This is a genomic window from Nocardiopsis rhodophaea, assembly GCF_039530945.1.
Taxonomy (GTDB): domain Bacteria; phylum Actinomycetota; class Actinomycetes; order Streptosporangiales; family Streptosporangiaceae; genus Nocardiopsis_C; species Nocardiopsis_C rhodophaea.
The window spans coordinates 1-24,467 of record NZ_BAAAPC010000036.1 but is presented as its reverse complement, the minus strand read 5'-3'; the positions used below and the strand labels follow the sequence as shown (position 1 = coordinate 24,467).

The 24,467-nt window shown below is 70.1% G+C and carries 20 protein-coding genes; 1 reads left to right on the top strand and 19 read right to left on the bottom strand.

The genetic code is table 11. The features are described from left to right. Positions 1 to 737 precede the first annotated feature (737 nt). The gene (gene tyrS, locus ABD259_RS25260; RefSeq protein WP_344165718.1) at positions 738 to 2,039 is read right to left on the bottom strand and encodes a tyrosine--tRNA ligase; all 1,302 of its coding nucleotides are present in this window, start codon (positions 2,037 to 2,039) and stop codon (positions 738 to 740) included. Positions 2,040 to 2,352: 313 nt separating this feature from the next. Then, positions 2,353 to 2,850, bottom strand: a complete 498-nt coding sequence (locus tag ABD259_RS25255) for a hypothetical protein (RefSeq protein ID WP_344165715.1) — start codon at positions 2,848 to 2,850, stop codon at positions 2,353 to 2,355. Between the two features lie 270 nt (positions 2,851 to 3,120). Here ABD259_RS25255 and ABD259_RS25250 point away from each other — a divergent pair, with 270 nt between their 5' ends. Then, positions 3,121 to 3,771 carry an HNH endonuclease family protein gene (locus ABD259_RS25250; protein WP_344165712.1) on the top strand — a complete coding sequence of 217 codons (651 nt, stop codon included), beginning with the start codon at positions 3,121 to 3,123 and terminating at the stop codon, positions 3,769 to 3,771. 232 nt (positions 3,772 to 4,003) lie between these two features. On the opposite strand, the gene lhgO is transcribed toward ABD259_RS25250, so the two are convergent. The 17 genes from lhgO to argC all read right to left on the bottom strand — a co-directional run bounded on the left by lhgO (position 4,004) and on the right by argC (position 23,948). Continuing rightward, positions 4,004 to 5,218 carry an L-2-hydroxyglutarate oxidase gene (gene lhgO / locus ABD259_RS25245; RefSeq protein WP_344165709.1) on the bottom strand — a complete coding sequence of 405 codons (1,215 nt, stop codon included), beginning with the start codon at positions 5,216 to 5,218 and terminating at the stop codon, positions 4,004 to 4,006. A 138-nt stretch (positions 5,219 to 5,356) separates the two neighbouring features. Further along, positions 5,357 to 6,217 carry a helix-turn-helix domain-containing protein gene (locus ABD259_RS25240; protein WP_344105452.1) on the bottom strand — a complete coding sequence of 287 codons (861 nt, stop codon included), beginning with the start codon at positions 6,215 to 6,217 and terminating at the stop codon, positions 5,357 to 5,359. Between the two features lie 148 nt (positions 6,218 to 6,365). Further along, positions 6,366 to 6,977 (bottom strand): DUF742 domain-containing protein, encoded by a 612-nt coding sequence (locus tag ABD259_RS25235; RefSeq protein WP_344105454.1) that lies wholly within the window; start codon positions 6,975 to 6,977, stop codon positions 6,366 to 6,368. After that, positions 6,974 to 8,881: a sensor histidine kinase gene (locus ABD259_RS25230; protein ID WP_344105456.1), complete on the bottom strand. Its 1,908-nt coding sequence runs from the start codon at positions 8,879 to 8,881 to the stop codon at positions 6,974 to 6,976. Before ABD259_RS25230 ends, ABD259_RS25235 begins: the two co-directional genes overlap by 4 nt. A 338-nt stretch (positions 8,882 to 9,219) precedes the next feature. Next, on the bottom strand, positions 9,220 to 10,122 hold the full coding sequence (locus tag ABD259_RS25225; RefSeq protein WP_344105458.1) for a sirohydrochlorin chelatase: 903 nt from the start codon (positions 10,120 to 10,122) through the stop codon (positions 9,220 to 9,222). A 141-nt stretch (positions 10,123 to 10,263) separates the two neighbouring features. Beyond that, positions 10,264 to 10,860 carry a GTP-binding protein gene (locus tag ABD259_RS25220; RefSeq protein WP_344165706.1) on the bottom strand — a complete coding sequence of 199 codons (597 nt, stop codon included), beginning with the start codon at positions 10,858 to 10,860 and terminating at the stop codon, positions 10,264 to 10,266. Further along, positions 10,841 to 11,278, bottom strand: a complete 438-nt coding sequence (locus ABD259_RS25215) for a DUF742 domain-containing protein (protein WP_412759424.1) — start codon at positions 11,276 to 11,278, stop codon at positions 10,841 to 10,843. The genes ABD259_RS25220 and ABD259_RS25215 overlap by 20 nt, the downstream gene beginning before the upstream one ends. Then, positions 11,275 to 11,712: a roadblock/LC7 domain-containing protein gene (locus ABD259_RS25210; protein WP_344105462.1), complete on the bottom strand. Its 438-nt coding sequence runs from the start codon at positions 11,710 to 11,712 to the stop codon at positions 11,275 to 11,277. Before ABD259_RS25210 ends, ABD259_RS25215 begins: the two co-directional genes overlap by 4 nt. Continuing rightward, positions 11,713 to 14,562 carry a sensor histidine kinase gene (locus ABD259_RS25205; RefSeq protein WP_344165703.1) on the bottom strand — a complete coding sequence of 950 codons (2,850 nt, stop codon included), beginning with the start codon at positions 14,560 to 14,562 and terminating at the stop codon, positions 11,713 to 11,715. Between the two features lie 347 nt (positions 14,563 to 14,909). Next, positions 14,910 to 16,346: an argininosuccinate lyase gene (gene argH, locus ABD259_RS25200; protein ID WP_344165700.1), complete on the bottom strand. Its 1,437-nt coding sequence runs from the start codon at positions 16,344 to 16,346 to the stop codon at positions 14,910 to 14,912. Between the two features lie 304 nt (positions 16,347 to 16,650). Then, a complete protein-coding gene (locus ABD259_RS25195; protein WP_344105470.1) occupies positions 16,651 to 17,850 on the bottom strand; it encodes an argininosuccinate synthase in 1,200 nt (399 codons plus the stop codon). A gap of 104 nt (positions 17,851 to 17,954) precedes the next feature. Beyond that, positions 17,955 to 18,488, bottom strand: a complete 534-nt coding sequence (locus tag ABD259_RS25190; protein WP_344105473.1) for an arginine repressor — start codon at positions 18,486 to 18,488, stop codon at positions 17,955 to 17,957. Beyond that, the gene (gene argF, locus ABD259_RS25185) at positions 18,485 to 19,471 is read right to left on the bottom strand and encodes an ornithine carbamoyltransferase (RefSeq protein WP_344165697.1); all 987 of its coding nucleotides are present in this window, start codon (positions 19,469 to 19,471) and stop codon (positions 18,485 to 18,487) included. Before argF ends, ABD259_RS25190 begins: the two co-directional genes overlap by 4 nt. Further along, a complete protein-coding gene (locus ABD259_RS25180; RefSeq protein ID WP_344165694.1) occupies positions 19,468 to 20,796 on the bottom strand; it encodes an acetylornithine transaminase in 1,329 nt (442 codons plus the stop codon). The genes argF and ABD259_RS25180 overlap by 4 nt, the downstream gene beginning before the upstream one ends. Further along, entirely contained in the window at positions 20,793 to 21,740 is a 948-nt protein-coding gene (gene argB / locus ABD259_RS25175) for an acetylglutamate kinase (RefSeq protein ID WP_344165691.1), read from the bottom strand. Before argB ends, ABD259_RS25180 begins: the two co-directional genes overlap by 4 nt. Beyond that, complete coding sequence (gene argJ, locus ABD259_RS25170) at positions 21,737 to 22,888, bottom strand: bifunctional glutamate N-acetyltransferase/amino-acid acetyltransferase ArgJ (protein ID WP_344165689.1); 1,152 nt, start codon at positions 22,886 to 22,888, stop codon at positions 21,737 to 21,739. Before argJ ends, argB begins: the two co-directional genes overlap by 4 nt. A 31-nt stretch (positions 22,889 to 22,919) precedes the next feature. Next, complete coding sequence (gene argC / locus ABD259_RS25165; RefSeq protein ID WP_344165686.1) at positions 22,920 to 23,948, bottom strand: N-acetyl-gamma-glutamyl-phosphate reductase; 1,029 nt, start codon at positions 23,946 to 23,948, stop codon at positions 22,920 to 22,922. Positions 23,949 to 24,467: the final 519 nt, after the last annotated feature.

The following is a 24,467-nucleotide window of genomic DNA, read 5'->3' as shown; positions in this document are numbered from 1 at the left end:
AGCACCCCGCAACCCCCAAGGGTTCCGTGTGCTCACAAGGGGCCAAAACAAACTTGGCTGAAAGAAAAACAAACACGCGCTGTTGAGTTCTCAAGAAACAACCGCTCATCCCATACAAACCAACCCGACAATCAGCCCGGTCCGGCTTTTCTGCAGAGGCGGCGCGTTCCGCTTTGTTATGTCTCCGACTTTATCAGATCTACCCACACTCACCAAATCGGTGAATATGTCGAAAGTACCCTGATAAACGCTTCCGAAAATCTTCGGACGGATGACCGAGAAGATATGCTATCACTCGACACGAGTGCTCGGCTCAGCGTCTTCGGAGTCTCGCGCGGTCCGGATCGAGGACCCTGAGGTCACTCACCGTCCCGCTTCGGCCTGCCAACAGTAGGGTCCGCGCACTGATACGTCAAATCGCGCCCCGGAGCAGCGGATATCGCCCTCATAGCCGGGGTTTTCGGACCTCGCGTGAGTTCCTCGTACCGGTGCTCCCGTGACCCTTGCGGCAGGACCGTTCGGTACACCTGTTTTTTCGTCCAAATTTAAGCTTTCCCCTGGTGGCTGTGGCTTAAACGTTCCTATCGCACCGATCTGTCCCCATCCGCGCCCCGCGAGCTCTATACCTCGGGGCACAGCGTGCCCGTCCAGAGATCACAGCTCGGGACGGGCACGCAGCACACGCTGGGTCACGGATCGGTCCCGTCAGGTCGAGGGACCTACCAGCCAGTCGGGGGTCAACTCGTCACGATGACGCCGCCAACGTTGCGCTTACCACGGCGCAGAACGATGTACTGGCCGTGGAGGACATCCGCCCCTGCCACCTTCGCGTCAACGTCGGTGACCTTGGTGTTGTTCAGGTACGCGCCGCCCTCCTGGATGGCGCGACGGGCCGCTGACTTGCTGGGCACCAGGCCAGTCGCGGCAAGCAGGTCCACTAGCGGGGGAAGCTCCGCGACAGGGCCCTGGACCTCGACCTTCGGGACCTCGGACAGAGCGGCGCCGAGCGTCGGGCTGTCGAGGTTGCTGAGGTCGGCCTGGCCGAAGAGTGCGCGGCTCGCCTCGATGACCTTTTCGCACTCCTCGGCACCGTGCACCAGCGTGGTGAGCTCTTCAGCCAGCGCGCGCTGGGCGGCGCGGGCGGCAGGGCGCTCGGAGGTCTGGCGTTCCAGGTCTTCGATCTCCTCCTGCGAGCGGAAGCTGAAGACCTTGAGGTAACGGACAACGTCGCGGTCGTCGGCGTTGAACCAGAACTGGTAGAAGGCGTACGGGCTCGTCAGCGCCGAGTCGAGCCACACGGTGCCAGTCTCCGTCTTGCCGAACTTGCTGCCGTCGCTCTTGGTCAGCAGGTTGGTCGTCAGGGCATGCGCCTGGCCGTGCGGCTTGTTGCTGTCGATCCGACGGATGAGGTCCAGCCCCGCCGTGATGTTGCCCCACTGGTCGCTGCCGCCGATCTGCAACGTGCACCCGAACCGGCGGTACAGCTCGACGTAGTCGTAGGACTGGAGGAGCACGTAGCTGAACTCCGTGTAGCTCATGCCCTCGCCGTCAAGGCGGCTCTTCACGGTCTCGCGCGCGAGCATCTGGTTGATGCTGAAGTGCTTGCCGACGTCGCGGAGCAGCTCGATGGCGCTCATGGACCCAAGCCAGTCGGCGTTGTTGGCGAGGATGGCATCCGTGGCCTGCGCCTGCTCCCCCTCTGGAGTGAAACGCAAGAACGCGGACAGCTGCCCGCCCAGCACCTGCACCCACTCCCGGATCGTGTCGACCGAGTTCAGGCTGCGCTCGGCAGTGGGCTTCGGGTCGCCGATGAGTCCCGTACCGCCGCCAACGAGGGCGATGGGACGGTGTCCCGCCTTCTGGAACCGTGCCAGAGTCAGAATCTGGGTGAGGTGACCGACGTGCAGGCTTCCCGCTGTCGGGTCGAAGCCGCAATAGAGCGTGACCGGACCATCGGCGAGGGCCTTGCGGAGTTCGTCAAGGTCGGTTGTCTGCGCGAGGAGGCCGCGCCACTCAAGTTCGTCGATGATGTCGGTCACTGTGGTCTTTCCATCGAGGTGAGGCGACGGTGGCTGCCCGACGGTCATCGCCGAGCCCCCAATCACCTGAACTACGGGTTGGACGTCTCCACCGTATCCGCTGCTCTATGAGAACCGCGCACCAATACTCCTTCCCTGCCGACCCGCCTTCTGGAGCCCGTGAGGCTTGTCCGGAGTTCTCCGTCGCTGGCCACACCGCAGCGGCGGGCGGATACGCGGGGTTGCACCCCACACCGCACTCCCCTCAACCGGCTTGACGCGGCGTGGTCCGGCTTTAGCCCGGCCGACGCACGGTCCGGGCCGCCCCAAGGCACTATCCGTAGGCACGACGAACGCCGAGAGCGGTTGCTCGCAGCTCCGCCGGGCCGAATCTGGCGGGGGCGACCCGCACCTCCACCGCAACGCCGGGCTCGGGCAGCCAGAACGCCTCGGAGTCGCTGATAAAACCACGGGCGCGCTCATTCGTGAACGGGCGCAGCCCCCATGCCGCGGCATCGCGCTCGTGATACTCGGCGAGAAAGTCCAGCAGCTGCTCAGGGCTTTGCAACCGCGCACCACGCATCACGAGGACCTGCAGGTCGACGGCGTACCCATCCTCAGCGGTCTGCCTCTCCCACACCCGCGAGGCGAATTGGACGTCCCCCCATTCATAGGCGAAGTCCGCTACTTCGCTTCCGACACCTTTCGGTAGGTAGCCCATGCTGAAGCCGTCCAACTCCCCACCTCCCTGGTCGGCCGACGCACTCGTCGCCATCAGTATCGAGCCGACACTGACCAGGAGAACAGCGAGGAATCGCCGCGTAAAGTCCATCGAAAGCCTCCCTCTCCGGCGTCCTCGGGAACCCTTCCCCGGACGCTGACGAGATTCATAGTGCGGCCCTCGCTGTCCCGCCGCTACCCGCCTTCCGCTCCTGTGGACAACCATCGGAAATCATCCCGGACGGCCCCTTTTGTTACCCATCCTGCTGAACACGGACACAGGGATTTAACCCCTGGTACTGGATGCGGCCCCGTTGAACATTCAGGCTCTGAGGTGTTCGCGAGTCCCGCTTGGATTTTTCCCGACCGCAGGAGAAATACGTTGCGTACCACCCGCCACCGCGTATTCGGATTCCTTTCCACCACGGTCACCGCGGTCCTCCTCTTGGTCCTCGTCCCGACCGCGCCCGCCGCTGCCGCCGTCCCGCCCGCGATTCCGACCAAGGCCACCGCCCAGTCCCAGCTCAACGGGTTAGCAGTGAGGTCCGAAGGGGCGTCGTCCGGCTACGACCGCTCGCTGTTCCCGCACTGGGTCACCATCTCGGGCACCTGCAACGCCCGCGAATACGTGCTGCGGCGCGACGGCAGCAACGTACGTACCGATGACCAGTGCCGCGCGACCTCCGGCAGCTGGTACAGCGAGTTCGACGGGATCTCCACAAACGACCCCTCCACCTTCGACATCGACCACCTGGTACCGCTCGCCGAGGCCTGGCGCTCGGGGGCCGACAAGTGGAGCACGACCAAGCGCCGCGACTTCGCCAATGACGTGGACTCCCCTGTTCTTTGGGCGGTGACCGCCAGCAGCAACCGTGTCAAGGGGGATAAGGACCCCGCGGAGTGGATGCCGCCGCGGACCGCGATCCACTGCGCCTACGCCAAAGCCTGGATCAACGTGAAGTACCGGTACGGCCTGGCCGTGAACTCGTCGGAGAAGTCCGCACTTCAGAGCACCCTCAACAAGCGTTGCTGATAGGCGAGAGCTGAGCGTTGCGACCGTCGCCACGCAGGGGCAGACCCAACCCCGGAGTGGTGACGGTCACCGCTGCCCAGGGCCGGCGTTGCCGTCGCCCCGTCCGGTACTGCCGCTGTTGCCTGTACCGCCTCTACCGCCTCCAGCTCCGGCCGCCGGTGCTCCGGATCCCCGGTTCGTCTCGGACCTCTTCGAGACGAACCGGGACTGCCCTGGCCCCCTTTCGGTCCTGTTAGCGCGTGACAAGGACCTTCTCGCCGAGATATTCGGCGATCGCGGGCGAGGAGGTGGCAGCCGGAGAAGGGGCGTTGCGCACACAGATCACCCGTCCGTGGGTGTCGATGGCGAAGTCGTCGAGGAGTCGCCCGTCGCGACCCAGTGCCTGGGCGCGCACCCCGGACGGCGCCGGACGCAAGTCCGCCGCTGTGATCTCCGGGATCAGCCGCCGGGCTTCCCGCGCGAACACCGAAGCCGACGCGGCCACCGCCGCCTCCCGCGCCCCCATCGCCCAGTGCTCGCGGGCGAGCCGCCAGAAGCCGGGCCAGGTCAGGGTGGCGGCGAGGTCGTCCGGCAGAAGATCGCGGAACCGGTAACCCTCCCGTGCCGTGGCCAGGACAGCGTTGGGGCCAGCCATCACCTCTCCGTGGACGTGCCGGGTGAGGTGCACGCCGAGGAACGGGTAGCGAGGGTCGGGGACGGGGTAGACCAGGCCGCGGACGAGGTCGCGGCGCTCCGGGACCAGCTCGTGGTACTGGCCGCGGAACGGGACGATGCGGGGATCGGCCTCGGCCCCGGCCATCTGGGCGAGCCGGTCGCTGTGCAGACCACCGCAGATGACGAGGGTGTCGAATCGCCGTTTCACACGTTCGCCCTTCGCGTCACCCGTGAGCACCTCGGCGCCGTCGGCGTCCTGCCGCAGTGCGATGACCGGTGTCCCCAGGTGGATCCGTCCACCGGACCTGCGGACGTCGTCGGCGAACGCCTCGGCGATGGCGACGAAGTCGGTGATGGCGGTGCGCGGCGAGTGCAGGCCCTCGATCCCCTGGACATGCGGTTCGATCTCACGCAGAGCGTCCGGCCCGAGCCTGCGCACGCCGACGACCCCGTTGGCCTTGGCGCGGCGCTCGATATCGTCCAGGCGTGCGGCGTCGTCCCGGGTCCGTGCCACCAGAACCTTGCCGGCCTCCTGGTACGGCAGTTCGCGCTCGACGCAGTAGTCGCGCAGCAGCTCCTTCCCGCGATGGCACAGCTCGGCTTTGAGGGATCCGGGCGTGTAGTACAGACCCGCGTGCACGACGCCGCTGTTGTGTCCCGTCTGGTGCGCGCCGACGCGGTGTTCTTTCTCCAGAACGGTGACACGCGCTCCGGGGCGGTTCAGGGTGATCCATCTGGCCAGCGCCAGCCCGACGATCCCGGCGCCGACGATGCCGATGCGTGGGGTGCTCACGCGCGTCACGCTAGCAAGGGGGCTCCGGGGAGAACACGTCCGGGTCGCTCACGTTTTACGGAGGGGGAAGGAAGGGGCACGCGCGTCGGCCCCGCTGGAACGTTGGGGGGTCCGGGCCGCTGGGCTCCTCGCCGCGCCTCAGCTCCACGCGTAGCGCTGGATGAGGGCGCAGGAGGCCCGCGACGACAGAGCGGCCTCCTCGATCCAGGTGAAGCGGGCCATCTGCCGGGCGACGCCGTCGTGGTCACCGAAGAACGCGCTGGCGCCGGATAGCTCGGCGTGCACGACCACGTCCTCTTCGCCTCCCCCGGGTCCGGCGCCGTCGAGGGTCAGGACGCTGAATCCGCCCGCGTGGCCGGGGTGGTCCTCGGCGGAGAAGGGGACGACGCGCAGTGTCACGGAGGGCAGCCGAGCCGCGTCTAGGAGGAACTCCAGCTGCGCCCGCAGCACGTCCGCCCCGCCGACGGCGTTGTTCAGCACGGCCTCGCCGATGACCACCTCCATGGGCACTTTGGACTCTCCCAGGACGGCGCTGCGGCGGGCCGACTGGGCGGTGGCCAGCTGTTCCAGGGACCTCCCGTCGAGCGACTGGATCGCCCGAGCGCAGGCGCACAGGTAGTCGTCGGTGCGCAGCAGCTCGGGGACGAGTAAGGGCTCCCACAGCCGGATGCGGCTCGCGTTCTGTTCCAGGTCGATGAACTCGGGGCGGAGGACGTCGGAGAAGCGGTTCCACCAGGAGTTCGACTTGGTGCGCTCGACGAGCTCGCTCAGGGCCGTGCGTTCCTGCTCTGAAAGGTGGTAGATGTCGGCGAGGTGGTGGATGTCGGAAGCGCGGACGCCGATGGCCCCGGTTTCGAGCCGGACGAGGTGGGCGGGCGACCAGCCGAACCTCCGCGCCACTTCGGTGATGGCGAGTCCGGAGCGCTCACGGAGTCTGCGCAGTTCCGCGGCGAGTCGGCGGCGGCTGACACTGGGGTTGCGGCGTTCCTTGTCTCCCATGGCACGACTGTAGGACCGGGATGTGCTCTGGGACACGGGAATCGGCGATATAACTCCCCGATGTCCGGTGCGCCATCCCGGTCGTGGGCTCTGGCTCTCCCCCGATGTCACGGTCCGCTTCGCCGTGGCCGTCTTGGAGGTGTCCGTGCTACAGAGCGCGCAGCCCTTCCAAGAGGGTGTAGAGGAGCGGCAGGCCGGTCAGGTTCTCCTCCGGTTCGGGGACGTGGAGGCGCAGCGCCCCCTCGGCGATCATCCCCGCGGCGAGCAGCTTCACCACGCTGACGGGGAGCTCCAGGTGGGCGGCGAGCTCGACGATGGACTGCGGCTCGCGCGACCGGAGCAGGATCGTCTCGCGCTCTGGGCGGAGGCTGTCGGGCGGTCCCGGCGGCCGGGTCGCGGTCACGATGCTCAGCAGGTCGAGCCGGGGCCCTGGGGCGTCGGTGGTGGTGCCGCCGATCGTGACGGCGAAGGGACGGAGCAGACGCTCGGCTCCTTGACCAGCCCGGATTCCGGCCGGGTTGTCGCCCGTCCGGCGGCCGTCAGGTATGGGCGGCCCGGCCCGACCGGTGTCCGCGGCGCCGTCGTCGGCCGTGCCGACGCCCCACGCGTTGTTCGCCGCCCCGCAGGTTTCGCCGCGATCGGTCGCTCCGCACTGTGCCGACGTGCGGGTGTTGGGTGTGCTGCTGTCGACTCGGTGGCTGCCTACTCCTGCATTGTCGTCCCTGTCGCTCATCGCTCCGCCGCCCGCGGTTTCGCTCATCGTGCCGCTCCCTCCCCCGAAGGCCCGGGGTCCGCCTGACGTTGGTCAGGCACCATGACGGGCTCCGTTGGTGCGTCGTTCTCCTCTCCTTCCAGAAGTGCGTCAGGGAGGATGGCGGTCGCTCGGGTACCGCCGTAGGGCGAGGGGAACAGGCGCACCCGAACGCCGTGCCGCGCGGCCAGCCGGGCCACCACGAACAGGCCGAGGCGGGGTTCGTCCGGCAGCGCCATGACGTCGAACTCGGGGGCTTCGGAGAGGGTGCGCGCCGCCGCCTCGTACCCCTCTTCGGTCATACCCAGGCCCCGATCCTCCACGTCCACCGCGAGCCCGCCCGCCACCGGCCCGCAGTTCACGTCGACCGGCGCACCGGCCGGGGAGAACTGGGTGGCGTTCTCCACGAGCTCGGCGATGAGGTGTACGACGTCGGCGACGGCCGTGCCGCGCAACCGCACGCGGGGGGCGGAGGTGAGCCGCACGCGCTGGTAGTCCTCGGTCTCCGAGATCGCGGCGCGGAGCACGTCCACCAGCGGAAGCGGGTTGCGCCACCGGCGGGCCGACCGAGCGCCGCCCAGGATGATGAGGTTGTCGGCGTAGCGCCGGGCGCGGGTGGCCAGATGGTCGAGACGGAAGAGCCGCTGGAGGGTGCGCGGGTCCTCCTCGTCGTACTCGATCTCGTCGAGAAGGTGCAGCTGGCGCTGGACCAGCGCCTGGTTGCGGTAGGCGATGCCCAGGAAGACCCGGTTCACGCCTTCCCGGATCTCCGCTTGCTTCACCGCCGCACCGACCGCGGTGCGCTGCGCGGCGTTGAACGCGTCGGCGACCTGGCCGATCTCGTCCTTCCCGTACGACAGGCGGGGGAGCTCCTCGGAGAGGTTCACGCGGTGCCCGTGCTGCGCGCGGTCGACGATGGCCGGCAACCGGGTGTCGGCGAGGGCGAGGCTCTCGTTGCGGAGCTTGGAGAGCCGCCCCACGAGGCGGCGCGACGCACGCGTCGCGATCACGATCGAGGCCGTCCCGGTCAGGAGCAGGAACACGCACCCGGCCAGGGCGAGGGCGATGCGCCGTACGGCGTCCCCCCAGGCGGTGGTGACGGCGCGCTCCAGCTGTGCGGTGACAAGTTCGCCGAACCGGCGGTCGGCTCCCTGGGTGGCCTCCTCCCATTCGTCGGCGTCGACACCGATGGCGAAGTTCCACTCTGGTGCCTCGCCGGGGGCCTCGGGTTCGCGTACCGGCGGCCGTGTGACGACGGCGCGGCTGAGCCGCTCGGTGGTGGCCCACGGATCCGCCTCCCGCATGGCCTCGTAGCGGCGCTGGACGTCGCCGTTCAGGTCCGGTTCGAGCCGGCCGAGGGTGTTGCGGTAGGACGCGGTGAGGTGGGTGAAGTGCGCGGTCTCCTCGTAGTCCATCCTGCCCGCGGCGATCGCTCCGGCCAGGAGAGCGTTGGCCCGGGAGAACTCCTCGTAGGCGTCGACCAGGTCCTGGGCCATCTCCGCGTCGGTCAGGCCCGCGCCGTTCTCCAGTGCGTGCAGTCGGGTGGCGCTGAGGACGCCGAGGTCCTCGATCAGATCGCTGTAGCGGTCAAGGGCCTCGGCCCGGCTGACCGTGCCGCCGTCGACGCCGCTGCGGAGCCGTCCGAGTGCGTCGGTGTCGCCGGGAAGGTCACCGGTGAGAACGGCGGAGCCGATCTCCGCCTCCGCCGTATCGCGGGCGGTGTCGGTCGTTTCACGCTGTTCCACGAGTTGGTCGTGAATCGGCGACCGGTCGGGGTCGCCGAGATGAACAAGGGTGAGTCGTCGCTCTTCGCGCAGCTCCGCAGCGAGGGCGTCGAGTACCTCGGCGCTCTCCCGTCCCCCAATGACGGAGAGCATCTGCGTACCGGCCTGGAATGTGCCGGTGGCGGTCATGACCAGCCACAGAGCCAGAAAACTCAGGCTCGGGATCAGGACGATGCGCGACAGTTCTGTGCGGAGAGTCCGCTCTTTACGGCTCCTTTGCGCCGGCGTTGCTCCCCGTAATGGTCCCCGTTGTTGTGTGCCCATGGTCTCCCCCAACCTGGACGGACGCGCATGCGGGTCGCAGGCCGCAGAGGGTGGCCTCTCGGCACGTGGACAGCTACGCGTCCATAGGGCACCGACGGTATCGAAAAAGCATGGCTCTGTGTTGTTGTTTCATTACATTCGGTCATGGCTTCCGGCGCCGCCAGGGGGGGACGGCGCCGGACGGCGACGCGGCGGCGAGCCGTTCAGCTCTCCGGCCGGTGGCGGGAACCGACCGGTGAGGGGAGCTCGTCCGCGGTGGCCGGCGCCTCGACGCCGACGGAGTTGAGGACCTCGGCGTAGCGCAGCGCCGCGATCTTGGCCAGCGTGCTGCTCGCACCGAGTGGCGCGCTGTAGCGCGCCTCATAGCGCTCGGCCAGTGCTTTCAGCCGCTCGGTGTCGAACTCCGGGCCGACGATGCTGGGCGCGATGACCGGGCGCACGCATCCGGCGTCGGCGATCTGGCGGCGCACCTGCTCCACCGAGGAGTCGTCCTCCAGGTCGGCGGGGAGCACGGTGATCCCGAGCCGCGCGGCGAGCAGCACCGCGGTGACACCGGCCGCGCTGACCGCGTCGGGGCCGCCCACGGCGCCCACGATGACACCGTCGGTCATGGTGGTGCTGGGCGCGACGACGCTGATCAGCCGCATGCGGTCGGCGCGCACGAACCCGGCCTCGGCCAGGCGCAGGTGGAGCACCTCGGCGAGCATGGGATGGGGACCCAGGCCGTCGGTGACGCGGACGTCGGCGCCGGTGGCCTCGATGGCCTCGGAAATGGCCTGGTCGGTGGCCGGGTGGGGCGCGGTGACGAGGGGGACCACGACGCCACGCAGCGGGTGCTCGTCCACGGGTTCCAGGTCGGCGAGAGCCTCGGTGAGGCGGTCGTCGGATCCCTCGATACAGCCGACCCGGATGGTGACCTCGGGCCGATAGGACCGCAGCAGGTCGACCATCTGGGCCCCGATGCCGTCGGTGTCACCGGCGACGCCCGGAACCGCGAGCACGAGCGTCGGCGTTCCGATCCAGCTGTCGAACGACAATGGATTCCGGTGCCGTCCCGATCGACGCCGCGGGAGATCGCGAGGAGGTAGTCTATCCGGATTCTGCATATTGTCAGGATTCACGGGAAAATGCTAACGACTCGGGAGTAAGGATCTTCCCCCAGGCATGTTCCGATCGTGAAACAACGGATCTGGAAATCGCCCGTTGGGGGTGGGCATGGTGTGGAGGCCGTTCGGCCATGGTAGCGGTCAACCGGACAGCGCTGGGCTACGCCGCCGCATTACGTGGTCGACCAGGGCGAGAAGGACACGCTTGCTCGAATCCCGATCCCGTGCGTCGGTCATCATCACGGGAACCTCCTCGCCCACGTCAATGGCCCCGCGGATCGCCTCCAACGTGTGCGGATAGGCGCCGTCGAACCGGTTCACCGCCACCACGAATGGGACATCCCGGTTCTCGAAGAAGTCCACGGACGGAAAGCAGGTGTCGAGGCGGCGGGTATCCGCCAGCACCACCGCGCCGAGCGCGCCGTCGGCGAGCTGGTCCCACATGAACCAGAACCGCCCCTGCCCGGGCGTGCCGAACAGGTAGAGGACCACCTGCTCGTTCACGGTGATCCGGCCGAAGTCCAGGGCGACGGTGGTCGTGGTCTTGCCCTCCACACCACCGAGATCGTCGACGCCCATGCTGGCCTCGGTCATGACCTCCTCGGTGCTGAGGGGAGTGATCTCACTGACCGAACCGACCATCGTCGTCTTGCCCGCTCCGAACCCCCCGGCGATGAGGATCTTCACCGCCGTCGGGATGCTGGTGCGGGTCCCGTCGTCAGAGTCTGCGGATGCCATCGAGTACCGCCTGAAGTATGTTCAATTCGGGAAGATCGGCCACAGGCATCGGCGCCCGGGCGTACACGTCGCCCTGTGCGATGAGGTCGCCGAGGAGCACCTTGACCACGGTCATGGGAATGTCGAGCTGCGCGGAGAGCTCGGCGACGGAGATGGGCCGGCGCGACAGCCGGAGGATCGCCGCGTGCTCGGGCTCCAGTGCGGCCCAGTCCGCGCGGTCGCGCGCGGCCACGACGATGCTGATCATGTCCAGCCCGGTCTCCGAGGGTCGGGTCCGCCCGCCGGTCATGGTGTAGGGGCGCACCAGTGGCCCGGCCGCGCGATCGATATGCGCGACGCCGGGTACGGGCCACGCGGTACGGCGGTGCCCGAGTGTCGGCCCGGTGGCCGCCTCGCGCGTCGGCGGTGCGTCGTTCATGATCCAGCGCCGCCGGTGGCGCTGACCGACGCGGGAAAGCGCGGCGCGGAGCTGAGGAACTGGCCGACCCGGCGGATGCGCATGTTCATCTCGTAGGCGACGATGCCGATGTCGGCGTCCTCGGAGGCGAGAACCGCGAGGCAGGCGCCCTCGCCCGCAGCGGTGACGAACAGGTAGGCGTGCTCCATCTCGACCAGGGTCTGGGTGACCGCTCCCCCGCCGAACTGGCGGCCGGTACCGCGCGCGAGGCTCTGGAACGCCGACGCGACGGCGGACAGGTGCTCGCCGTCCTCCATCGACAGCGCCCGCGACCGGCCGATGAGCAGGCCGTCAGCGGATAGCAGGATGGCATGCTCGACACTGACGACACGATCGACGAGATCGTCAAGGAGCCAGTTCAGATCGCCTGCCGAATTGCCGCTCTTCTGCACCATTTAATCGCTTTCTCCCATGTGGTCGCCGGTCGGACGACCGGCGTGCCCCTCGCGTATCGTTGCCTCCGTGGCGGACCGGCCCCGATCCTCCTCGGTGAAGGAGGTGACGACGGCGTCGTCGCCGTTCGCCGCGCCGGGGGCAGCGTCGGCGGTGGCGTTGGGGTCGGTCCGGCCGGGCGCACTCCTGGTCAGCCGCGCCGCCGCCGGGGAACCGGGGCCGCTCCCGGAAGTCCGGGGAGCGTCCGGCGCGCCGGTTGCCGCGTGGTCCGGCGCGGGCGACGTGCTGTCGCGCAGGGCCGCGTCGGATCCGAGATCGTCTTCACGTCCGCGCTTGGTTCCCGACTGGAATGCGCTCAGCGCCCGCAGAGCCTCTTCTGGGGAGCGCGATGTCTCCGGCCCCCGGCGCGTCGTGGGGGTGGAGTCTCTGAGCTGCGCCGCGAGGTTGGCTTGTTTGCGGCGTCGGGGCAGCGTGGGGTGGTCCGCGGCGCCGGTGTCGCCGGGCGAAGGCCTGGAGTCGTCGCCCGGCGGGCGCTGTTCTCCTCGGCGTCGCGGCTCGCGGATCGGAAGCCCGTTGGGGCCCGTCGTCGGTGCCGAGGGGGCCACGGGCGCGACGCCCGACGCCGGGGTCTGGCCGTTCACCCGAGGTGCCGACGGCACACCGGCGGGCGTTCCCGCCCCTCCGGACTGGCCGCCCCCCGGCTGAGTCCGCCCGTTTCCGGGCCGCTGGCCGGCGAGTAGATCGCCCGTGCCGCGCCCCCGCCGCCCCGTGGGCGTCGGGACCCCGGAGCTCGGGGTGGCACCCGCGGGCGGTGCGACTCCGGTCGGCGGTGTGCAACCGTCGGGAGGCGTCGGGGCGTCGGCGGCGGCACCCAGGGCCTCACCCCCGGGTCGCCTGCGGCCCGCGGCCTCGGCCGAGGAGATGAGGGCCGAGGGGATCAGGACGATCGCGCGGGTTCCGCCGTACGGCGACGGGCAGAGCTGCACGTGGATGTCGTGCTTCACCGCCAGGCGGGCCACCACGAACAGGCCCAGCCGGGAGTCGGAGTTGATCGCCATCACGTCGAACTCGGGCGCCTTGCTGAGCGTGGCGTTGGCCTCGGCCAGGCTTTCCTCGCTCATGCCCAGGCCGCGGTCCTCGATCTCCACCACGACGCCCTTGGGCACGACCTCGCTGTGGATGTGTACGGGCGTGTGCGGTGGGGAGAAGGAGGTGGCGTTCTCCACGAGCTCGGCGACGAGGTGGATGACGTCGGCGACCACCGTGCCCGACAGCGCGAGATCGGGCACGACCCGCAGCTTTACGCGCGCGTACTCCTCGGTCTCGGAGATAGCCCCCCGCAGGATGTCCACCAGCGGGATCGGGTTGCGCCACCGCCGTCCCGGCTGCGCCCCGCCGAGGATGATCAGGTTTTCGGCGTTGCGTCGGCCCCGCGTGGCCAGGTGGTCGAGGTGGAAGAGGTCCTCCAGCAGGTCGGGGTCTTCCTCTTCGCGCTCCACTCGGTCCAGCAGCTGCAGCTGGCGCTGCACCAGCGACTGGTTGCGGTGGGCGATGCCGAGGAAGACCCGGTTGACGCCCTCGCGGATCTCGGCCTGTTTCACGGCCGCGCTGACCGCAGTGCGCTGCGCGGTGTTGAACGCGTCGGCGACCTGCCCGACCTCGTCGGCGCCGTGGTCGAGCTGCTTGAGTTCGGCGTCCAGGTCGACCGGCTCGCCGTTCTCCAGGCGCCGCACGATGCGCGGCAGCTCCTCCCGGGCCAGGCCGAGCGTCTCGGCACGCAGCCGCGCCAGCCGCGTGGTCAGACGCGCGGCGGACTTCGAGGCCACCCCGTAGGCGATGGTGCCGGCGAAGAGGGCCATGATGCCGCCGCCCAGCGCGATGGTGAACATCCACGTGCTCGCGGCGTCGGTGGCGTCAACAACCGTCTGCGTCTGGGCGTCGGTGAGGACGATCAGGTCGGCGTTGACGTCGTCGGCGGTCGTGCGCCACTCCTCCAGTCCGTCGGGGGGTGTCTCGTCGGGGGCGGCCTCGTCGTCATCGGAGCCCTCCGCCTCGGCCGCGGGGGCGTGGCGCGTGGCCTTTTCGGCCATGGCCTCCAGCTCTTCCCATTGGGAGCTGCCGATGAGCGTCGCGTGCGCGCTGGCGGACTGGCCGCGCAGCACGAGGCCCGCGTCGTCGATCCGCTGCCGGAACGCGGTCATCAGCGCGGCGAAGCGGACCTGCTCGTCGTGGGTGAGGCGATCCGCGGCGAGGGCGGCGCTGAGCTCGGCGTCGGCCTTGGAGAAGAGGTCCTGGGCGCGCATGAGGTCGACGACGTCGGCGCTGGCCGCGGCCGATGCGCCGTCGTCCAGCAGGCGGCCCGACGCGTCGTAGAGCCGGATGCCCCGGTCCACGATGGCTGAGTACTCCGCGACGGACTGCTCGGTGTTGAGTTCCTCGGCGATGACGTGGCCGCGGAGTTCGCCGCGTCGGCCGATGGCCGTGAAGAAGCCGCTGGCGACCTTGGCGACCTCGGGGTCGCCGCGGCCGCGCAGGCCCTCCTTGCGGTCGTCCACCCGGCGCACCGCCTCGTCGGTGGCGGTGATCTGGTTCTGCAGCTCGTTGAGCGACTGGTCCGACGGAGCGGCGAGGTGCTCGGCGGCCAGTCGGCGTTCCTTCTGCAGCTCGGCGACCGCGTAGTAGAGGTAGGCGCCGGTGCGGCCGTCGCCCGTGGCCAGCCGCAGCGAGACGGCCTGCATCAGCATCGCCGTGCTCAGTAGGGCGAACAGCACCAGGAAGGTGATGCTGGGGATCAACACGATCCTGTTGAGCTGCGCCTTGATGCTCCGGTCTGCGCCGCCCGGCTGGCCCATTGCGCTCCTCCCGCTGACATGAGCGCGGGCACCCGGCCGCGGATCAGGGGGTGACCCCAGCCATGGGGAGACGACGTCACGGCGACGCCATTGGCGATCTCACGCGGAGGCGCGGGCTGCCGTCTCCCCTGTTTTGTACGGGCCACTCCGGACGCGGTTCGCGGGAGAGTGCACCCAAGGTGCCCACGACTTCTGGACGCTACAGCACATGTACGGGCAGTGAAGGGCTTTTGCTGAATTCCCTGCGTGAACGCCGGATTCGGTGTTGGATTCGCAGGGAAAGCCCGGGTTTTACCGAATTAATCAATGGTGAACAGTGCGTCCGGAACGCGTGTACCGGAACCGGGTCACTCTCCGGAAGCCTCGGCGCAGTAGTCGCGGTGGCGGGCGACCTCGCCGCGCAGCCGCTCCAGTTGCTCCGTGACGCGGTCCGGGGCCGTACCGCCCTTGCTCGCGCGCGAGGCGAGCGACCCGGCGACGCTGAGCACCTCGCGCACGCCCGGTGTGAGGTGGGGGGAGATCGCGGCGAAGTCCGCGTCGGTGAGGTCGGGCAGGTCGATACCGCGCTCCTCACAGACCCGCACGCACGCGCCGGCGATCTCGTGGGCCTCGCGGAACGGCACCCGCTGCCGCACCAGCCACTCCGCGATGTCGGTGGCCAGCGAGAAGCCCTGCGGCGCCAGCTGCTCCATCCGCTCACGGTGGAAGGTCAGGGTCGCGACCATACCGGTGAACGCCGGGAGGAGGAGGTTCAGGGTGTCGATGGCGTCGAAGACCGGCTCCTTGTCCTCCTGCAGGTCCCGGTTGTAGGCGAGTGGCAGCCCCTTGAGCGTGGTGAGGAGTCCGGCGAGGTCGCCCACCAGGCGCCCGGCCTTGCCGCGGGCCAGCTCGGCGATGTCGGGGTTTTTCTTCTGCGGCATGATCGACGACCCCGTGGAGAAGGCGTCGTCGAGGGTGACGAAGGAGAACTCCTTGGTCGCCCAGAGGATGATCTCCTCGGAGAGCCGGGAGAGGTCCACGCTGATCATCGCCGCGACGAAGCCGAACTCCGCGACGACGTCGCGCCCGGCCGTACCGTCGATGGAGTTCTCCGCGGAGGCGGGGAAGCCCAGCTCGGCGGCGACCGCCTCGGGGTCGAGGCCGAGGGAGGACCCGGCGAGCGCACCGGATCCGTAGGCCGAGACCGCCGCGCGGCCGTCCCAGTCGCGTAGCCGCTCCACGTCGCGCACCAGCGGCCAGGCGTGGGCCATGAGGTGGTGGGCGAGCAGCACCGGCTGGGCGTGCTGCAGGTGGGTGCGGCCGGGCATGGCGACGTCGATGTGGGCCTGCGCCTGGTCGGCCAGGACCGAGACGAGGCCCAGCAGCTCGGCGGCGATGACGCGGGCCTGCTCGCGCAGGTACATGCGGACGAGGGTGGCGATCTGGTCGTTGCGGGATCGTCCGGCGCGCAGGCGCCCGCCCAGATCCGGCCCGACGCGTTCGATGAACCCGCGCTCCAGCGCGGTGTGCACGTCCTCGTCTTCGAGCACCGGCGTGAAGGCGCCCGAGAGCACGTCGGTCTCCAGGCGGTCCAGTCCGGCCAGCATCGCCTCCAGCTCCGCGTCGGTCAGCAGTCCAGCGCGGTGCAGCACGCGGGCGTGCGCGCGGGAGCCGGCGATGTCGTGGCGGGCGAGCCGCCAGTCGAAGTGGGTGCTCAGGGAGAGCCGGGCCAGCGCCTCGGAGGGGCCTCCGGCGAACCGGCCGCCCCAGAGCCGGGTGACCTGGGTGTCGGGCTCATCAGCCACGGTCGGGGTCCTTTACATGTGCGTGGTCGCGGACGGGGTGATCCTGCCTGTCGGTCCAAGCGTGATCACCGGGGTTTCGAGGGTCGTTCCGCCTCGTGTGGATTCGCGCGGCGCCGTTCGGCGTACCGAGGCGTTGCCGGCGGGTCCGTGCCGCCATCGTGCGCCCTTGAGGCGGGCCGGGGAAAGCGGGCGTGCCGGCCCGGCGCTGTGCCGCCCGGGGGCGGCACAGCGCCGGGTCGCAGGGTGCGCAGGACGGGCGTTGCGGGCGGGCCGGGGCCCGCTGTACCGGTCGCTGTCGCTCTCCTCAGGAGTGCTTGCGGTCCCGCACGCTGGCGATCTTGGCCGGCATGCTCCAGATGTCGATGAAGCCGCGGGCCAGGCTCTGGTCGAAGGTGTCGCCGGTGTCGTAGGTGGCGAGCTCGTAGTTGTAGAGGGACGCCTCGCTGCGCCGCCCTGTGACCACCGCGCGGCCGCCGTGCAGCTCCATCCGCACGTCACCGGTGACGTGCTGGTTCGCCTCCTCCACGAAGCCATCGAGGGCGTTCTTGAGCGGTGAGAACCACAGCCCGTCGTAGACGAGCTCGCCCCAGCGCTGGTCGACGCCCCGCTTGAAGCGGGCGAGCTCCCGCTCCACCGTGACGTTCTCCAGCTCCTGATGCGCGGTGATCAACGCGATCGCGCCGGGGGCCTCGTAGACCTCGCGGCTCTTGATGCCCACGAGCCGGTCCTCGACCATGTCGATGCGGCCCACACCCTGGGCCCCGGCCCGCCGGTTCATCTCCTCGATGACCTGCAGCGGGGTGAGCTCCTTGCCGTCGATGGCGGTGGGCACCCCGTTCTCGAAGGAGATGACGACCTCGTCGGCCTCGTGCGGCTCGGCGGGGTTGGCGGTGTAGGAGTAGACGTCCTCGATCGGCCCGTTCCAGATGTCCTCCAGGAACCCGGTCTCCACGGCGCGGCCGAAGAGGTTCTGGTCGATGGAGTACGGCGACTTCTTGGAGACGTCGATCGGCAGGCCCTTCTCCTCCGCGAAGGCGATGGCCTTGTCCCGGGTCATGCCGGAGTCGCGGACCGGCGCGAGCACCTTGAGCTCCGGGAAGAGCGCGGCCAGACCGGCCTCGAAACGGACCTGGTCGTTGCCCTTGCCGGTACAGCCGTGCGCGACCATGGTGGCGCCGTGGTAGCGCGCGGCGTCGGCGAGGTGCTTGACGATCAGCGGGCGCGACAGCGCCGACACCAGCGGGTAGCGGTCCATGTAGAGGGCATTGGCCCGCAGGGCGGGCAGGCAGTATTCGTTGGCGAACTCGTCCCTGGCGTCGGCGACGACGGCCTCGACGGCGCCGCAGTCGATCGCCCGCTGCCGGACGGCGTCGAGGTCCTCGCCGCCCTGGCCGCAGTCGATGGCCACGGCCACGACCTCGGCACCGGTCTCCTCGGCAATCCAGCCGATGGCGACGGAGGTGTCGAGCCCCCCGGAGTATGCGAGTACGACCCGCTCAGTCATGGGTTCTCTCCTTGAGTTGCAGGTGCAGCTGGTAGGCGGGTGCTGCGTGTCCTTGGGGCCCGCCCCCTTCCAACCCCGTCGGTTGTCCCGAGCCGTGACGGCGCTCAGGGGCGCCGGTCGGCCAGCCGCAGCAGTGCTGACGCGAGTTCCTCGCCGCCCTGGGGGTCGCGGGAGATCACCAGGATGGTGTCGTCTCCGGCGATGGTCCCGAGGATGGCGTGGAAGTCGGTGTGGTCGATCGCCGAGGCCAGGAACTGGGCCGCACCGGGCGGGGTGCGGACGATGACCATGTTCGCCGATGCCTCGGCCGAGACCAGCAGGTCCTCGGCGAGCCGGGTGAGTCGCGCGCTGGAGACCTGCCCCAGGTCGAGGGTGTCCGGTCGTGCCCGTTGCAGGCGCTCGCCGCCCTCGCCGGGGAGCACGTAGACCAGGTTTCCGTCGACGGTGCGGAGCTTGACCGCTCCCAGCTCGTCCAGGTCGCGCGAGAGCGTGGCCTGGGTGACGTGGACGCCGCCGTCGGCGAGCAGACGCGCGAGCTCACTTTGGGACCTGACGTCGTTCCTGGTCAGGACCTCGGTGATGCGCGCGTGCCGGGCGGCTTTCGTCATGGGAGCGGAGCCGGCACCGTCGGCCGTCATCGTCTGTCGTCCTCTCCCTGGCCGCCGTCCGCGAGGAGGAACGCCAGCAGGGCCTTCTGGGCGTGCCGGCGGTTCTCCGCCTGGTCCCAGACGACGCTGTGCGCGCCGTCGATGACGGAGGCGGTGATCTCCTCGCCCCGGTGGGCGGGGAGGCAGTGGAGCACGATGGCGTGGGGGTCGGCCGCGGCGAGTTTGGCGTCGTCCACCTGGTAAGGGCGGAACGGCGTGTCGCGCTCGGCGGCCTCGGCCTCTTTGCCCATGGAGGTCCACACGTCGGTGGCGAGGACGTCGGCGCCGCGCGCGGCCTCCACCGGGTCGGTGAGGACCTCGGCCGAACCGCCGGTCCGCGCGGCGATCGCGCGGGCGTCGGCCAGGATCTGAGCGTCGGGCCGGTAGTCCTCGGGCGCGGCGATACGGATGTGCATCCCGGCGGTCGCGCCGCCGAGCAGGTAGGAGTGGGCCATGTTATTGGCGCCGTCGCCGAAGTAGGCCAGGGTGCGCCCCGCCGTGCGACCCTTGTGTTCCCGCACGGTCTGCAGGTCCGCGAGGACCTGGCAGGGGTGGAAGAGGTCGGTGAGGGCGTTGACGACGGGCACGCCGCTGACGGCGGCGATGGCCTCCAGCCGCTCCTGCTCGAAGGTCCGCCACACGATGGCGGCGACCTGGCGTTCCAGCACCCGCGCGGTGTCCTCCAGCGGTTCGCCGCGGCCCAGCTGGCTGGTCTGCGCGTCGATCACCATGGGCATGCCGCCGAGGTCGGCGACGCCGACGGCGAACGAGACGCGGGTGCGGGTGGAGGGCTTGTCGAACAGCAGTGCGACGGTGCGGGGGCCGTCGAGGGGCCGCTGGGCGAAGCGGTCCTTTTTCATCGCGTCGGCCAGGTCGAGGACCGCGGCCTGATCGGCCGGGCCGAGGTCGTCGTCGCGCCGGAAGTGGCGGACGGTCGAGGTAGCGGGGCCTGCGGGCGCGGGGGGCGGGGTCATGCCGTTCCTCCTGTCTCGCTCGCCGACGGGGTGGCTTCGGCGAGGATCGCGGGGAGCGCTCCGGTGAACTCGAACACCTCGGAGCGGGAGATCGTCAGCGGCGGGGCGATGCGGATGGTGTCGGGAGCGACCGCGTTGATCAGGAAGCCGTGCGCGGCGGCGCGTTCCTGGAGGGTGGCGGCCACGGGCGCGGAGAGCTGGATGCCGAGCCAGAGCCCGGACCCGCGGACCTTGGCGACCAGGGGGTGGCCGATGGCGGTGATCTCGGCGGCGAGCAGCGCGCCGAGGTCAGCGGCGTTGGCCAGGAGGCTGTCGGCCTCGATGGTGTCGAGGACGGCCAGCGCCGCCGCGCACGCCACGGGGTTGCCGCCGAAGGTGGAGCCGTGGTCGCCCTTGGCGAAGGCGGTGGCGAAGCGGCCGAAGCCGACGCAGACGCCGATGGGGAGGCCGCCGCCCAGCGCCTTGGCGAGAGTCAGGACGTCGGGGGTGACGCCCGCTTCCTGGTGGGCGAACCAGTGCCCGGTGCGGCCGATGCCGCTCTGGATCTCGTCGAGGATGAACGCGGCGCCGGTGGCGTCGCAGAGCGCGCGGATCCGGGCGAGGTAGTCCTCGGGTGGGGGGACCACCCCGGCCTCGCCCTGGGTGGGCTCGACGATGACGGCGACGCAGGAGCTGTCGACGGCGTCGTGGAGCGCGTCGGCGTCGCCGTACGGTACGAACCGGACGTCCATGCCGAATGGCCCGAACTTCTCGCGGATGGCGGCTTTGCCGGTGAGCGCGAGCGCGCCGGCGGTCCGCCCGTGGAAGGCGTTGCTGGTCGAGACGATGTAGCCGGTTCCGTCGCCGGCGCGCAGCCCTCGGTCGGCCGCGACGGCTTTCACGAGCTTGAGCGCGGCCTCGTTGGCCTCGGTGCCGGAGTTGGCGAAGAAGACGCGGATGTCGTCGGCCGCGCTGTTCTGCCCGCTGCCCTGCTCGCTGTGCTGGCCGGTGGCCGCGCCCCGGAGCAGGCCGATGAGGCGTTCGGCGAGCTCGACCTCGCGCTCGTGGATGAACAGGTTGCTGGTGTGGGCGAGCGTCGCGGTCTGGTCGGCGACGGCCTTGACCAGGGCGGGGTGGCCGTGGCCGAGGGCGGAGACGGCGATGCCGGCGATGAGGTCGAGGTAGCGGGTTCCCTCGACGTCCCACACCGTGGTGCCCTGGCCGCGGGCGAGTACGATGCCGGGCGTCCCGTAGTTGGGCATGAGGGCGGCCTCGAAGCGGTCGCGCAGCTCGGCGGCGCTGGCGGCCGTGTGCGGGGTGCCGTTCGTGTCTCCCACGCCGCTCACGGGTTCTCCTCCTGGTCCTGATAGATGCCGGTGGGCGTCCCGAGTTCGGCTGCCTCCCGGATCTCATCGACGACCATGGTCCCGACGCCCTGGTTGGTGAAGACCTCCAGCAGCATGGAGTGCGGGACGCGGCCGTCGATGATGTGGGCCTGCGGGACGCCGCCGCGCACGGCGGTCAGGCACGCCTCCATCTTGGGTGCCATGCCTGCGGACAGGTGCGGCAGCAGCTCCTCCAGCTCGCCGGCGGTCAGGCGGCTGATGAGCTCGGTGTTGTCTGGGTAGTCGGCGTACAGGCCCTCGACGTCGGTCAGCATGATGAGCTTGGCCGCGTCGAGGCCGACGGCGAGAGCAGCCGCCGCCGTGTCGGCGTTGACGTTGTAGACGCCCTCGTCGGAGCGGGCGATGCCGGAGATGACGGGGATGCGGCCGTCGGAGATCAGGCACTGCACGGCGCCGGGCTGCACGTCGACGATCTCGCCGACCTGGCCGATGTCCACCCGCTCCCCGTTGACGACCGCGTGCTTGCGTTCTGCGGTGAACAGGTGGGCGTCCTCGCCGGACATACCGACCGCGAAGGGCCCGTGCCGATTGATCAGCCCGACGATCTCGCGGTTGACCTGCCCCATGAGCACCATGCGCACGACGTCCATGGTCTCGGGCGTGGTCACCCGCAGCCCGGCGGTGAAGGTGCTCTCCAGGCCGAGGCGGTCGAGGTGGGCGCTGATCTGCGGTCCGCCTCCGTGGACGACGACGGGGCGCAGGCCCGCGTAGTAGAGGAACACGACGCTCTCGGCGAACCGGGTGCGCAGATCCTCGTTGATCATCGCGTTGCCGCCGTACTTGATCACGACGGTCTTGCCGTGGAAGCGGCTGAGCCACGGCAGCGCCTCGATGAGGATCGCGGCCTTGTCCTGGGCGTGGTGGTCGGGGGTCGATGCGATCATGAGCTGTACGCCGAGTTCTCGTGAACGTATTCGGTGGTCAGGTCGGTGGTCCAGACGGTTGCGGCGGCGCTTCCGGCGGTCAGGTCGACGGTGACGGTGACGTCGCGCGGCCTCAGGTCCACCTTGGAGCGGTCGTCGCCCACCGCCCCTTGGCGGCAGACCCACACGCCGTTGATGGCGACGTTGAGCCGGTCGGGCTCGAACGCCGCGTCGGTGGTGCCCACCGCGCCGAGGATCCGCCCCCAGTTGGGGTCCTCGCCGTACATCGCGCATTTGAAGAGGTTGTTCCGGGCGATGGCGCGGGCGACGGTGAGCGCGTCGTCCTCGCTGGCGGCGCCGACGACCTCGACGGCGATCGCCTTGCTGGCACCCTCGGCGTCGGCGATGAGCTGGCGGGCGAGGTCGTCGCAGACCTCGGTGAGCAGCGCCTTGAACTCCTCCTCGTCGGGGGCCGTCCCGGAGGCGCCTCCGGCCATCAGCACGACGGTGTCGTTGGTGGACAGGCAGCCGTCGGCGTCGACCCGCTCGAAGGTACGTGCGGTGGCGGCGCGCAGCAGCCGGTCGCACTGCTCGGAGGTGAGCTCGGCGTCGGTGGTGATGACCGAGAGCATGGTGGCCAGGGCGGGGGAGAGCATGCCCGCGCCCTTGGCCATGCCGCCGATGGTGTATCCGGGGCCGCGCCGGAAGGAGATCTTGGCGACGGTGTCGGTGGTGCGGATGGCGTCGGCGGCGTCGATCCCGCCGTCGCGCGCGGCCGAGGCGACGGCGGCGTCGACGCCCGCCAGCAGTTCCGGCATGGGCAGGCGCTCGCCGATGAGGCCGGTGGAGGCGACCACGATCTCCCCGGCGGAGTCGTCCAGGGCGTCGGCGACGCGCTCGGCGGTGGCGTGGGTGTCCTGGAACCCGGGTGCGCCGGTGCAGGCGTTGGCGCCGCCGGAGTTGAGGATGACGGCGCGTACACGGCCGCCCTTGACGACCTGCTCCGACCACAGGACGGGGGCGGCTTTGACGCGGTTGCGCGTGAAGACGGCGGCGGCGGCCCGCGACGGCCCGTCGTTGATGACGATGGCGACGTCGCGTTCGCCGCCGGCCTTGATGCCGGCGCTGACACCGGCGGCCCGGAAGCCGCTGGGTGCTGTGACGCTCACGGTGCGACCTTTCACAGGGTGGGGGCGCCGGTCAGGGTGCGACGCCTGTCGTGGGAAGTCCGGTGGTCTCGGGGAGTCCGAGCGCGATGTTGGTGCTCTGGACGGCGCCGCCCGCGGTGCCCTTGGTCAGGTTGTCGAGGGCGGCGATCGCGACGACGCGGCCCGCTGCCCTGTCGACCGTCACCTGGACCAGTGCGGTGTTGGCGCCCAGTGTCATGGCTGTGGTCGGCCAGGTTCCCTCGGGCAGCAGGCGCACGAAGGGTTCGGCCGAGAATCGTCGAACGTATGCGGCTCTGACCTGTTCTTCGGTGACGCCGGGCGCTAGGGGGGCGGAGCAGGTGGACAGGATGCCGCGGGGCATGGGGGCCAAGACGGGGGTGAACGACAGGGTGACGTCGGTGCCCGCGACCGCGGAGAGGTTCTGCACGATCTCGGGGTTATGCCGGTGTGCGCCGCCGACGCCGTAGGGGGCGGCGGAGCCCATGATCTCGCTGCCGATGAGGTGCGGTTTGGGGGACTTGCCCGCGCCGGACGTGCCGGTGACGGCGACGACGACGAGGTCGGGCGCGGCCAGGCCGTCGGCGAGGGCGGGGTAGAGCGCGAGCGTGGCCGTGGTGACGTGGCAGCCGGGGACGGCGATGCGCGTGGCCCCGGCGAGTTCGTCGCGTGCGCCGGGGAGCTCGGGCAGGCCGTAGGGCCAGGTCCCGGCGTGGGGGGAGCCGTAGAAGGCCTCCCAGGCGGCGGCGTCCTTGAGTCGGAAGTCGGCGCCGCAGTCGACGATCAGGACGTCGTCGCCGAGCTGTTCGGCGATCGCGCCGGACTGCCCGTGCGGCAGGGCGAGGAAGACGATGTCGTGGCCCGCGAGGTTTTCCAGGGTGGTCTCGGAAAGCACCCGGTCGGCCAGTGGCACCAGGTGCGGCTGGTGCTCTCCGAGCGTGGTTCCGGCGTTGCCGCCGGCGGTGAGGGTGCCGATCTCGATACTGGGGTGCGCGAGCAGGAGGCGCAGGAGTTCACCGCCCGCGTAGCCGCTGGCCCCCGCGATGGCCGCCGTGTACCCCATTGCGCTGACTCCCCCGCCCTGTGTCCGGGGCGCGTCGCGCCGCCGGTATCGGACCCCTGCCTTCGAACTTACCTGCACCATCATGCATGCCGATGAAATGTTATGCAAGCGGCTGCATAGGAAATGACGTGCGGCACACATCACAGGAGAACGAACAGTGAGCCGGGCGCTGTCCCGTCTTCCGGAGACAGGCCTGCCCGTTTCGCCTTAAGAATCGCCGTGATCACCGCGGGTCGGAGGCCGGGGGTCTGCTGGGCGGCCTTGCCGGCGCTCACCCTGTGCGGTGTTCTTGGGTGAAAAGCGGCGCCGAGGCCGGTAGGGGCTGGGAACGCCGGTCCCCCGCCGGAGACCCCCACTGGCGATGATCATGGGAATCACCCCGGCAAACCGGACCTGGAGTTTCGGGTTTTTCAGGGGTCATAACGCGCCGATGTCGCTGAGGAGCTGTTCGATCTTGGTGGCCCTGTGTTCCTCCTGGTGGGGGTGGCCACCGCAGGATTCCGTGATCGCGGGCGCGCA